Genomic DNA, 13,048 nt, shown 5'->3' with positions numbered 1-13,048 from the left:
GCACCGTCGATATATCCGCCTGTACCGGCCCAATCAACAACAGGCCCGCACACAGCAGCATCCCCTTCAAATACTCCCCTAATCTCATCTCTCTCCTCCGTAATCTACCTGTCGGTATTTCCAATGTACAAACAATAACCAGCTACCCCAATCCCTCTCAGGTAACCAGCCAAAATCACTTCTATACATCACAGCGCCCCAAGACTACTTTCTCATCAGAGACAAGTCAAGATTTTAAAACATGAAGCTAAAAGTTTTGAAAGCCTCTGACCTTATCAACCATAATCAATATTATTAACAGCATCCATCACTCGGCAATTTCGTTCTCCGTCAAGTCAGCATCCAGATAGACAGTACTTTCCGATAATCTTTGTTTTTTCCGAATATTATGAAAGGACAAGCCCGTCCCTGCTGGTATTAATCTGCCTACAATTACATTTTCCTTCAAACCTCGCAAATCATCTTTTTTACCCATGATAGACGCTTCGGTCAAGACACGAGTTGTTTCCTGGAAAGAAGCAGCAGAAATAAACGAGTCAGTAGAAAGAGATGCCTTGGTTATCCCCAGTAACACATACTCATAGGTCGCCGGCATCTTGTTTTCAGTAATGAGTTTTTCGTTCTCGGCAAGAACCTCAGCACGCTCGACCTGCTCTCCAAGAATAAAAGCTGAGTCACCTGCATTTGTTATCTGGACACGGCGCAACATCTGCCTAACAATTACTTCGATATGCTTATCGTTGATGCTTACACCTTGTAGGCGATAGACATCTTGAACCTCATCGCTAATATATTTCGCCAATGCCTCAACACCCTGCAGTCGCAATATATCATGAGGGTCGATAGGCCCATCAACGATCACCTCACCCTTATTTACCACTTGACCATCATGCGCAGTCACATGCTTATCCTTAGGAATCAGATATTCATGTGCAATACCATCCAGATCAGTGATAACAAGACGCTGTTTCCCTTTGGTATCTTTCCCAAAAGCTACCGTGCCGGTAGCTTCAGCAAGGAAACCAGCATCTTTGGGCACTCTCGCTTCAAACAACTCAGCCACTCTAGGCAGCCCCCCGGTAATATCACGAGTCTTGGATGTCTCCTGGGGAATACGAGCCAGAACCTCACCAATACCAACCTGTTGTCCATCTCGTACCGTTATAATAGAACCAACGTGGAATGTAATGCTGACAGGTTGATCAGTCCCTGGGATATTGATTTCCTGATCATTTTCATCCAAAAACTTAACAAGCGGCCGTAATCCTTTGGATTGCGCAATATTTCGCCGCTTGGGGTCTATAACTACCAGAGTGGCCATCCCGGTTATTTCATCAATTTGTCTGACAACTGTTACGCCTTCTTCAACGTTCTCAAACCGTATCTTGCCGGCATATTCCGTTATGATAGGACGTTTATGAGGCTCCCATGAGCCCAGGATTTGCCCTGCCTTGATTGTTTCGCCATCTTGCACATGCAACGTCGCACCATAAGGAATTTTATGCCGCTCACGTTCACGACCGTTCTCATCCTGGATCAGGATTTCGCCACTACGAGAAATTATAATTAGTTCATTCTGTGCATTCTTTACATAGCGAATATGATGAGAATAACGGACAACTCCGTTTGATTTGCTCTCGGCCTGATTGGCAACAACTGCTCTTGAAGCCGCACCACCAATATGAAAAGTCCGCATGGTTAGCTGCGTACCCGGTTCACCAATAGACTGAGCTGCAATCACTCCCACGGCTTCTCCAACATTAACTGGCGTTCCACGCCCCAGGTCACGCCCATAGCATTTCGCACAAAGTCCATATCGAGTTTCACAAGTGAGTGGCGTCCTTACCTTTACTTCATCAACACTACAAGCTTCAATTTCATCGGCTGTATCTTCATCCAGCAATGTACCTTCCGAGCAAATAACCTCACCGGTTTCTGGATTTATAACATCAGTCGCCGCTACTCGCCCTAAGATTCGCCCACGCAAGGATTCAACAACGTTACCACCCTCTACCAAAGCCTTCATTACGACACCACCATCCGTACCACAGTCATTTTCTATGATAACCAGATCCTGGGTCACATCAACCAGCCTACGTGTGAGATATCCTGAGTTAGCAGTTTTAAGTGCTGTATCTGCCAGCCCCTTCCTGGCACCGTGTGTCGAAATAAAATACTGCAGGATATTAAGTCCCTCACGGAAATTGGCTGTAATCGGGGTTTCGATAATAGAGCCATCAGGTTTTGCCATAAGACCACGCATGCCTGAAAGTTGACGGATCTGCGCGGCAGAACCTCGGGCTCCTGAATCAGCCATCATGTAAATTGAATTGAATGATTCCTGCGTAACTGCCTGCCCATTTTTATCTGTCCTGATTTCACCCGTCTCTTGATCTTTGACCGGTTCGACACTAAGCTGATCCATCATTGCTTTAGCCACCTGATCACCTGCACGAGCCCAGATATCAACCACCTTGTTATAACGCTCTCCTTGAGTAACTAAGCCGGAAATATATTGATTTGCTATTTCATGTATTTCTTGCTCAGCTGCCTGAATAATACCGGTCTTCTGTGATGGCGTAACAAGATCATCCAGGCATATGGAAATTCCACCTCGAGTCGCATAGGAAAAACCCGAATACATAAGTTTATCAGCAAATATAACGGTCTCCCGCAAACCACACAAACGGAAGCTAGCATTTATAAGCTTGGAAATTTCCTTTTTCTTAAGCGTTTTGTTGACTAGGGCGAAAGGAAGTCCTGCTGGCAAGATTTCAGATATGAGCGCCCTGCCAACGGTAGTTTCAAAACGTGTAATCGTTTCAATCGGATCTTCACCATGTCCACAAGATTTTTTCTTTTCCTTGATTCTTACGGTGATTCTGGCATTCAGCTCCAACGCTTTGCTCTCATAAGCACGCGTTATTTCCGAAACATCTGAAAAAACCATTCCCTCCCCTTGCGCCCCAACTTTTTCGCGCGTCATATAATAAAGACCTAGCACGATATCCTGGGAAGGAACTATGATTGGATCGCCATTAGCTGGGGAAAGAACGTTATTAGTTGATAACATCAGCGTACGGCATTCCATCTGAGCTTCAAGCGACAAAGGAACATGCACCGCCATCTGATCACCGTCAAAGTCCGCATTAAAAGCAGCACATACAAGCGGATGCAACTGAATTGCCTTTCCTTCAATCAGAACAGGTTCAAAAGCCTGGATACCGAGTCGATGTAAAGTTGGTGCCCGGTTAAGCATTACCGGATGTTCACGGATAACTTCTTCCAGAATATCCCAAACAATCGGATTTTCGTTCTCTACTTCCCTCTTGGCCGCTTTAATCGTGCTCGCCACTCCCATTACTTCCAGCTTATTAAAAATAAACGGTTTGAATAATTCCAATGCCATTTTTTTCGGTAAGCCACACTGATGAAGCTTGAGTTGCGGCCCTACCACAATTACAGAGCGACCGGAATAGTCAACACGCTTACCCAGCAGGTTTTGACGGAAACGTCCCCCCTTACCCTTGATCATATCCGCAAGTGATTTTAACGGTCGCTTATTTGCTCCCGTCATTGCTTTACCCCGGCGGCCGTTATCAAGCAATGAATCCACCGATTCCTGCAGCATGCGCTTCTCATTACGGATAATAATTTCCGGTGCCCGCAATTCCAGCAACCGCTTCAAACGATTATTGCGATTTATAACGCGCCTGTATAAATCATTAAGATCAGAAGTTGCAAAACGGCCACCATCCAATGGAACCAATGGCCTTAGCTCTGGAGGCAGAACTGGCAATACCGTCAATATCATCCACTCCGGCTTCATGCCGGATTTATTAAACGCCTCAAGCACCTTGAGTCGCTTGGCAGCCTTCTTAATCTTAGTTTCAGAGCCTGTCGTTTGGATCTCAAGACGTAAAGACTCTATTTCCGACAGGATGTCCATACTATTCAACAGCGCACGAATACCTTCTGCCCCCATTGCAGCACTAAAATCATCCCCAAATTCTTCTGTTTTATTCAGATAGTCATCTTCAGTCAGAAGCTGACCACGAGTCAGTGGTGTCATACCTGGATCAGTAACGATATAGGCCTCAAAATACAGAACCCGCTCTATATCTCGTAACGTTATATCGAGCACAAGACCCAGGCGTGAAGGTAATGATTTTAAGAACCATATATGGGCAACAGGCGAAGCCAGTTCAATATGGCCCATGCGCTCCCGTCTGATTCTGGATAAGGTGACCTCCACACCACATTTTTCGCATATCACACCCCGGTGTTTAAGTCGCTTATATTTGCCACACAAGCATTCATAATCCTTAACCGGGCCAAATATTTTGGCACAAAATAAACCGTCTCTTTCAGGCTTGAAGGTCCGGTAATTTATCGTTTCAGGTTTTTTTACCTCTCCATATGACCATGATCTAATTTTCTCAGGAGAAGCCAAGCCTATTTTTATGGAATCGAATTCTTCTTTCTGTGTAACTTGTTTGAATAAATCAAGCAGTGCTTTCACGTGTCACTCCTGTGAATCAACGTATAAACCTGAAATAGGCCAAGGAAATGGAAATTTTGAGTCTCAATCTTGAAAGGCGGCTAGAAGAGCGCTTATCAACACAGAACTGCCATACAAAATTGAGACAAACACATCAATATCAAACTAATAGAGATATTAATGCTGTTCTAGGTCGATATCCAACCCCAGAGATCTGATTTCTTTAACTAGTACATTGAATGATTCTGGCATACCTGCATCAATTTTATGATCCCCCTTGACAATACTCTCATAAACCTTAGTTCGTCCATTGACGTCATCAGATTTCACAGTAAGCATTTCCTGAAGGGTATAAGCTGCGCCATATGCTTCCAAAGCCCAGACTTCCATTTCACCAAACCGCTGCCCCCCGAATTGCGCCTTGCCACCTAATGGCTGTTGCGTGACAAGACTGTAAGGGCCTGTTGAACGAGCATGCATCTTGTCATCTACCAGATGATGAAGTTTTAGTACATGCATATAACCTACGGTAACCAAGCGATCAAAAGCTTCCCCTGTCCGGCCATCGTAGAGCGTAGTTTGCCCGGATTCCGGCAGGTCTGCCAATTTCAACATATGTTTGATCTCGGATTCATGAGCACCATCAAAAACAGGGGTGGCAAAAGGAACTCCATCTGACAGATTTTTTGCCAATTCCAGTATTTCTTTATCATCCAGAGAAACCAAATCTTCCTGTTTTCCGTTATCGCTATAGATTTTACTTAAAAAATCCCGGATTTCAGACGCATCACGTTGAGAGATCAGCATCTCGTTAATTTTCTTGCCGAGCCCTTTAGCAGCCCAACCCAAGTGCACTTCAAGTACTTGACCAATATTCATACGCGAAGGAACACCCAATGGATTCAGTACAACATCAACTGGTGTGCCGTCCGCCATATAGGGCATATCTTCCACGGGAACAATTTTTGAAATGACTCCTTTGTTTCCGTGTCGGCCAGCCATCTTGTCACCGGATTGCAGTCTCCGTTTAACCGCGATATAAACCTTCACCATTTTCTGAACACCGGGCGGCAGCTCATCCCCTTGGGAAAGCTTCCTCTGCTTTTCTTCAAAGGCAAGGTCAAACAGCTTTCTTTTCTGAACCAGGCTATCTTTAATCTGCTCCAGTTGAAGGCTTGTATTTTCATCAATCAGACGAATATCAAACCAGTGATGTTTTTCCACACTTTCGAGATATTCTTGTGTGATAGTTGAATTTTTTGCCAATTTTTTAGGCCCTCCAGCAGCAACTTTACCTGCAAGTAATCGTTTTGCACGCTGAAAAGCATCTGCCTCAACAATACGCATTTGATCTGCAAGATCTTTTTTAAAGCGCCCCAATTCATCCGCTATTATCTGTTTGGAACGTTTATCTCGATCAACTCCTTCCCGCGTAAAGATCTGTACATCTATTACAGTCCCTGAAATACCTGCTGGCACATGCAAGGAGGTATCTTTAACATCTGATGCCTTTTCTCCGAATATCGCACGAAGCAGTTTCTCTTCAGGTGTTAATTGTGTTTCGCTTTTAGGTGTAACCTTACCCACCAACACATCCCCGGCTTCAACTTCAGCGCCTATATAAACTATTCCTGACTCATCAAGACGCGCACGTTGACGCTCGGATAAATTTGGTATATCTGCGGTCACCTCTTCAGTACCAAGCTTTGTATCGCGACTGACGGCTGTTAATTCCTCAATATGTATTGAAGTAAATCTGTCATCTGATACAACTCGCTCAGATATCAAAATAGAATCTTCAAAATTGAGTCCATTCCAGGGCATAAATGCTATTAACATATTCTGGCCAAGAGCCAGTTCACCCAGATCAGTCGATGCACCATCTGCAATTACATCCTCACGAGAAAGAATATCACCAATTTTTACAATAGGCCTTTGATTGATATTAGTATTCTGGTTTGAACGGATGTATTTGGTGAGGTTGTAAATATCCACCCCAACTTCCCCGGCACGAGTCTCTGCATCATGCACACGTATCACTATACGCCCTGCATCCACATAATCTACCACTCCGCCTCTTAACGCCTTAACCGCAGTTCCTGAATGTACAGCAACCACTCGTTCAATCCCTGTGCCTACTAAAGGTTTCTCGGCACGTAAACACGGAACCGCCTGTCGCTGCATGTTTGATCCCATCAACGCGCGATTCGCGTCATCATGCTCCAAAAAAGGAATCAGTGAAGCCGCCACAGAAACAATCTGGGCTGGCGCAATATCAACATACTCAATCTGGTCTCTGGACGCCAGGGTAAATTCATTTTTATGGCGGCAAGAAACAACTTCATCAGTGAAGACCCCGGTCTGATCAAAATTTGCGTTTGCCTGTGCAATGACATACTGACTTTCTTCGATAGCTGAAAGATATACGACCTCCTCCGTTACACGACTATTCTTAACCATGCGGTATGGGGTTTCTATGAATCCATATTCATTGGTTCTAGCATAAAGAGCCAACGAATTAATCAAACCAATATTTGGTCCTTCCGGAGTTTCAATCGGACACACACGTCCATAATGAGTTGGATGCACATCACGCACTTCAAAACCCGCACGCTCCCGCGTCAACCCGCCAGGCCCTAATGCTGATATACGCCTTTTATGTGTAATTTCGGATAATGGATTAGTCTGATCCATAAACTGTGATAGTTGACTTGATCCGAAAAACTCACGTATAGCAGAAGACACCGGTTTAGCATTGATAAAGTCGTGCGGCATCAGATTTTCTGATTCAGCCTGACTCAAACGCTCCTTAACCGCTTTCTCAACTCGAGCTAAACCTGCTCTAAATTGATTTTCTGCTAATTCACCTACCGAACGAACACGACGATTACCCAAGTGGTCGATATCATCAATCTCGCCTCTACCATTTCGCAACCCAACCAGTATTTTGATAACATCAGTAATATCTTCATTTGATAAGGTCGTAGAGCCTGTTAGTTCTTCACGCCCCACCCGCCGATTGAATTTCATCCGACCAACGACAGATAAATCATAACGCTCCGGGGAATAGAAAAGGCCATTGAATAAAGCTAGTACAGCATCTTCAGTCGGAGGCTCACCAGGTCGCATCATTCTGTAAATAGCAACCTGAGCAGACATTTGATCAGTACTTTCATCAACCCTCAACGTTTGTGAAATATAAGGGCCGTAATTGAGGTCATTCACAAAAAGAGTACTAATCTCACTATTTTTATTTTGAGTCTGCTTAATTCGTTCAAGTAAGGTTTCATTAATTTCGCTATTGGCTGTGGCAACAACCTCCCCCGTTTCCTTATCTACGATGTCTTCAGCCAAAATTTTCCCTAATAAAAATTCTTCAGGGACAGAAATTTTAGTAAGGTTAGCCTGTTGCAGATCACGAACGTGTTTTGCCGTTATCCGCTTATCTTTTTGTACAAAAACCTTGCCATCTTCAGAAACGATATCAAAGCTAGCCAACTCCCCACGCAAACGCTCCGGTATGAGGTGAAATAAAATCTTATTACCCGCAAGTGTAAAGTGATCAAACTCGAAAAAATCAGCAAGAATCTGCGTGGAAGAATAGCCCATTGCCTTTAGCAAAGTTGTAACCGGCATTTTGCGGCGGCGATCTATCCTAAAGTAGACATAATCCTTGGGATCAAATTCAAAATCCAGCCAAGAACCACGGTATGGAATAATACGGGCAGAAAATAACAACTTACCGGATGAATGTGTTTTGCCGCGGTCATGCTCAAAAAATACCCCTGGTGAACGATGCAGCTGTGAAACAATAACACGCTCCGTACCATTAACAACAAAAGAACCAGTCTCTGTCATGAGAGGAATTTCTCCCATGTAAACTTCCTGCTCTTTAACTTCTTTGACAGTTGGTTTTGAAGCTTCTTTATCCATAATAGTCAGCCTGACTCTGGCGCGCAGTGGAGAAGCATAAGTCAACCCTCTCTGTTGGCATTCCTTAACATCAAACACAGATGTGCCAAGCATATAACTTATAAAATCAAGACGAGCGTTATTAGAGTGGCTTTCTATTGGAAAAACAGCATTAAATGCTGCCTGCAGCCCCTGATTCTTCCGTTTACCAGGCGCCACATCTGCTTGCAAAAAATCAGCGTAAGATTCTATCTGGGTGGCAAGAAGAAACGGAAATGGTAGAATGCTGGTACGTTTAGCAAAACTTTTCCGGATACGTTTTTTCTCGGCAAACGAATAACTCATTAAATCACTCCGTGCACTGAAGATATAATCGGGATCGAAGGGCAGTTTATTTGATATAAAACGAGCACCTAAACAAAGCTACAACCTTAACCTATATAGCGGTAATACGTGGGCCAAGAAACAAAATACTCTACCCCAACAACTCATAGACTACAGACATGATATTTAAAGATCAAAGAAACTTTTATTAAACTATGTCGCCGGGATAGGCCAGAGAAAAAATTTTTTGAGGTTTAACTAACAATTACAATTAACAATCTATTAGTACATACTTTTATTTATCAGCGTTATTTCTATACCGACATACGAGATAAAGGCTGACGATACAATCCGTATCTGTCAGCCTGAATTACTAATACAATTAACTATTTAATCTCACAACCAGCGCCAGCTTCAGTCAACTGTTTCTTGAGTGCTTCTGCATCATCTTTAGAAATACCTTCTTTGACTGCTTTAGGAGCACTATCAACCAAATCCTTCGCTTCCTTCAGACCCAAACCGGTGACCGCTCTAACAACCTTAATGACATTAACCTTATTGTCACCAGCTGAAGTAAGAATCACAGAGAATTCAGTTTGTTCTTCAACAGCTGCTGCAGCAGCAGGCGCAGCAGCCACAGCAACTGGTGCCGCTGCTGAAACACCAAATTTCTCCTCTAACTCTTTGATTAATTCTGATAATTCCAGAACTGTCATATTAGCGATAGATTCTAAAATTTCCCCTTTTGCCATAGCCATCTATTTCTCCTGATATAAATTAAATTCAGATCAATCTGATACGAATCGCTTTAAGCCATCTATATATATCGGCTTCCGATTACTTCTTATCACATACTGCAGCAAGCCCACGCACAAATTTTGAAGGAACTTCATTAAGTGTTCTAACAAATTTCGCAACAGGCGCCTGTAAAGTACCAAGCAATCTGGACAGCAACTCCTCTCTACTTGGTAATGCAGCGAGAGCAGCGACATCCTTACCGGACATTACTGTCCCGGCCATAGCACCAGCCTTAATTACAAAACGATCATTATCTTTAGCGAATTCATGAAGAACTTTTGCAGTGATCACAGGATCACTGCCAATTCCGTAAGCAAGTGGCCCTACCATTGATTCAGCTAACCCAGAAAAAGGGGTGTCAACAACCGCCCGCCTTACAAAGGTATTTTTGATAACTCGGAAATAAATACCAGATTCTCGCGCCTTGACTCGCAACTGGGTAAGCTGCCCAACACCCAATCCACGATACTCCGCTATAACGATAGCCTGGGCTTCTGCAATTTGATCACTGACCTCGGCTACAATTGCTTTCTTTTCCTCGAGATTATGACTCAAAAGACTCTCCCCATTTAGAATTCAGCCAAAAATTATCGTTACTACTCATAACGATTATTTCCCATTTAAAAATGGCGACCTGAACCAGGAGAAATTTCTCTCTACCTGCTTTATGGGCACACCATCTGCGTTGGGCGCAATTTTTTGGAATAACTGCAAAAACATAATAATCACTTTTTATGATTCACTGTGTTTTCTCATCGCTACCCAGTAAACCTGCAACCATTCCTTTATTGCAATTAAGCTTTCACTCAAAAACAGCAATTAGCATTATAGATTGCTATTTTTAGATAATAAAAACCCCAACGGTCTTTGACAATCTGCTGATACAACATCTTAACAGCAGCCCAAAGCCTTTTATTACAACTAATTAATTATTCCAGCATGGTCAACTCGCACACCTGCTCCCATGGTGCTCGAAATGGCCATTTTACGTAGATAAACACCTTTTGATGTTGCTGGTTTTGATTTATTCAATGCATCAACCAGTGCTATAATATTTTCTCTCAAAGCATCTACACTAAACGAAGCTCTACCTACAGTACAATGTACGATACCCGCCTTGTCCGCTCTGAATTGAATTTGGCCTGCTTTAGCATTCTTGACCGCACTTGCCACATCAAGTGTTACTGTCCCCACTTTTGGATTGGGCATTAAACCACGAGGACCGAGTATCTGCCCTAATTGACCAACTATTCGCATTGAATCAGGACTTGCTATTGCCAAATCAAAATTAATCTCGTTTGCTTTAACTTGCTCAGCGAGATCCTCAAGACCTACTATATCTGCTCCTGCATCTAACGCTTCCTTAGCTTTATCGCCTTGTGCAAAAACTGCTACTCTCACCGTCTTACCTGTACCGGATGGCAAGACCACTGCACCCCGTACTACCTGATCCGATTTACGAACATCTATACCGAGATTAATTGCAATATCAACTGATTCGTCAAATTTAGCCGTAGCAACTTCTTTCACCAAAGCCAAAGCATCTGTTAGGGGATATAATCGATCACGATCAATTTTTTGAGCAATTTCTTTGTAACGTCTTGAAGATTTGGCCATATCACACTCCCTCTACTTCAACACCCATACTTCTGGCGCTTCCAGCAATTGTTCGGATAGCTGCATCCATATCGGCCGCAGTAAGATCTTCCATTTTAATTTTAGCAATTTCTTCTACCTGGCTCCGAGTCAGCTTACCTACCTTATCCACATGAGGCTGGGCGCTACCTTTACTCAAACCGGCTAATTTCTTAATTAAAACAGATGCAGGAGTCGTCTTTAAAACAAATGTAAAACTTTTATCTGCATACGCTGTAATAACCACTGGCACAGGTAATCCCGGCTCCATTTTTTGGGTGGCCGCATTAAAAGCTTTACAAAACTCCATGATATTCAGTTGGCGTTGACCAAGTGCAGGCCCCACTGGCGGACTTGGGTTCGCTTTCCCTGCTGGGATTTGAAGTTTTATATAACCTATTATTTTCTTTGCCAAAATATTCTCCTTTTTAGGTCCAAACGAATATTAGCTACAATACTCTCCCTCTTTTTGCTACAAACTACTCCGAAACTACATCGCCCACAGGAGACAATCGCCCATATATTGCGCAATTATATTTTATCAACCTGATGAAAATCCAACTCGACGGGCGTAGGACGCCCAAAAATTGATACAGACACTCGTAATTTATTTTTATCGTAATTAACTTCTTCGACGTTTCCATGGAAGTCAGTAAAGGGTCCTTCTTTAACACGCACCGCCTCCCCTGCCTCAAAAATTACTTTTGGCTTGGGTTTTTCCACTCCCTCTCTTACTTGATTAAATATACTTTCTATTTCCTTGCGACTGATTGGAATGGGCTGCATAGATGTCCCTCCCACAAAACCCGTTACTTTTGGTGTGCCTTTAACCAAATGCCAGGTTTCATCAGTCATTTCCATTTCAATTAATATATAGCTTGGAAAAAACTTTCTTTCACTTATGTTTTTTTGACCACCCTTGACTTCTACCACCTCTTCAACAGGAATAAGGATCTCACCAAATTTATCTTCAAACTTGTGCAGCACGATCCGATCTCTTAATGCCTTCTTTACACTCTTTTCAAAACCCGAATAGGTATGAACAGCGTACCATTTTTTACTCATATTCCTCCCGGAACACTTTCACCCTTCCTGATCCATTACATATTTAACGATCACCATCAAACCCGAATCAACAATCCATAAAAAAAACGCCATCGTTATAACAAACGCACAGACCACGCCAGATGTCTGAAGTGTTTCCTTTTTGGTGGGCCAAACAACCTTTTTTACTTCTTCTATCGAATCTTTAAAAAATGAAAATAGTTGCTTTCCTTGTATCGTAAATAAAATAACGACCGTCGCGAAAACCAACCCTAATAACAAAGCTACTACTCTTACCACTACAGGGCTATCTTGCAAAAAATAAAAGCTGAAAAAGCCTGCTGCTCCTAATAGTGCTGCTATTCCAAGCTTAATCTTATTCACTTTTTTCGTTCCCGAAAATTACTTTTAACTTAAAAAAATCCAAATTACAAACCTTCTTTTTATTTTTCAGCCTGCCTGAAGATTTGAAATAAAATTATTCACCTTTGCTTATATCTATACTTTGGCAGGCCAGGAGGGCATCGAACCCCCAACCTTCGGTTTTGGAGACCGACGCTCTGCCAATTGAGCTACTGGCCTATCTTCCAAACAAAAAATTGCAGACTACAAATTTATCAGCTTATTTTACTCGATTACTTTGGCGACCACACCAGCGCCGACGGTACGTCCACCTTCACGAATAGCAAAACGTAATCCATCACTCATTGCTATTGGTGCAATCAAATTGACATTAACTGATATATTATCACCTGGCATCACCATTTCGACGCCTGCCGGCAGTTCAATGGAGCCTGTTACATCAGTTGTTCTGAAATAAAACTGTGGGCGATA

Annotated in this window: 10 protein-coding genes and 1 tRNA gene; 1 reads left to right on the top strand and 10 read right to left on the bottom strand. The window is 42.9% G+C overall.

Annotated features, from left to right (window positions below):
• Positions 1 to 245 (top strand): hypothetical protein (locus C8R14_RS13830; RefSeq protein WP_219997563.1); only part of this gene is annotated, 245 nt, incomplete at its 5' end.
• A 62-nt stretch (positions 246 to 307) separates the two neighbouring features.
• On the opposite strand, the gene rpoC is transcribed toward C8R14_RS13830, so the two are convergent.
• The 10 genes from rpoC to C8R14_RS11905 form a co-directional block, all read right to left on the bottom strand.
• Positions 308 to 4,522 (bottom strand): DNA-directed RNA polymerase subunit beta', encoded by a 4,215-nt coding sequence (gene rpoC, locus C8R14_RS11950; protein WP_011634834.1) that lies wholly within the window; start codon positions 4,520 to 4,522, stop codon positions 308 to 310.
• Between the two features lie 156 nt (positions 4,523 to 4,678).
• The gene (gene rpoB / locus C8R14_RS11945) at positions 4,679 to 8,758 is read right to left on the bottom strand and encodes a DNA-directed RNA polymerase subunit beta (protein ID WP_011634835.1); all 4,080 of its coding nucleotides are present in this window, start codon (positions 8,756 to 8,758) and stop codon (positions 4,679 to 4,681) included.
• A 365-nt stretch (positions 8,759 to 9,123) separates the two neighbouring features.
• Positions 9,124 to 9,495: a 50S ribosomal protein L7/L12 gene (gene rplL / locus C8R14_RS11940; protein ID WP_041353536.1), complete on the bottom strand. Its 372-nt coding sequence runs from the start codon at positions 9,493 to 9,495 to the stop codon at positions 9,124 to 9,126.
• A gap of 79 nt (positions 9,496 to 9,574) precedes the next feature.
• Positions 9,575 to 10,090: a 50S ribosomal protein L10 gene (gene rplJ, locus C8R14_RS11935; protein ID WP_011634837.1), complete on the bottom strand. Its 516-nt coding sequence runs from the start codon at positions 10,088 to 10,090 to the stop codon at positions 9,575 to 9,577.
• 366 nt (positions 10,091 to 10,456) lie between these two features.
• Positions 10,457 to 11,152, bottom strand: coding sequence for a 50S ribosomal protein L1 (gene rplA, locus C8R14_RS11930; RefSeq protein ID WP_011634838.1), 696 nt, complete (start codon positions 11,150 to 11,152; stop codon positions 10,457 to 10,459).
• Position 11,153: 1 nt separating this feature from the next.
• Positions 11,154 to 11,585 (bottom strand): 50S ribosomal protein L11, encoded by a 432-nt coding sequence (rplK, locus tag C8R14_RS11925; protein ID WP_011634839.1) that lies wholly within the window; start codon positions 11,583 to 11,585, stop codon positions 11,154 to 11,156.
• Positions 11,586 to 11,701: 116 nt separating this feature from the next.
• Positions 11,702 to 12,235 carry a transcription termination/antitermination protein NusG gene (nusG, locus tag C8R14_RS11920; protein WP_011634840.1) on the bottom strand — a complete coding sequence of 178 codons (534 nt, stop codon included), beginning with the start codon at positions 12,233 to 12,235 and terminating at the stop codon, positions 11,702 to 11,704.
• An 18-nt stretch (positions 12,236 to 12,253) separates the two neighbouring features.
• A complete protein-coding gene (gene secE, locus C8R14_RS11915; protein WP_011634841.1) occupies positions 12,254 to 12,598 on the bottom strand; it encodes a preprotein translocase subunit SecE in 345 nt (114 codons plus the stop codon).
• 122 nt (positions 12,599 to 12,720) lie between these two features.
• A tRNA-Trp gene (locus tag C8R14_RS11910) sits at positions 12,721 to 12,796 on the bottom strand.
• A 45-nt stretch (positions 12,797 to 12,841) separates the two neighbouring features.
• The coding region (locus C8R14_RS11905; RefSeq protein WP_501037268.1) for an EF-Tu C-terminal domain-related protein at positions 12,842 to 13,048 on the bottom strand (207 nt) is incomplete at its 5' end.

Origin of the sequence: Nitrosomonas eutropha (genome assembly GCF_003201195.1) — a bacterium.
GTDB classification, from domain to species: Bacteria; Pseudomonadota; Gammaproteobacteria; order Burkholderiales; family Nitrosomonadaceae; genus Nitrosomonas; species Nitrosomonas eutropha.
Note: the sequence above shows the minus strand (reverse complement) of the source record. Positions and strands in the feature narration are given on the sequence as shown.

Coding starts and splice junctions, on each gene's coding strand:
- rpoB (WP_011634835.1), bottom strand. CDS start 8,758: ATGAGTTATTCGTTTGCCGAGAAAAAACGTATCCGGAAAAGTTTTGCT.
- rplL (WP_041353536.1), bottom strand. CDS start 9,495: ATGGCTATGGCAAAAGGGGAAATTTTAGAATCTATCGCTAATATGACA.
- rplA (WP_011634838.1), bottom strand. CDS start 11,152: ATGGCCAAATCTTCAAGACGTTACAAAGAAATTGCTCAAAAAATTGAT.
- nusG (WP_011634840.1), bottom strand. CDS start 12,235: ATGAGTAAAAAATGGTACGCTGTTCATACCTATTCGGGTTTTGAAAAG.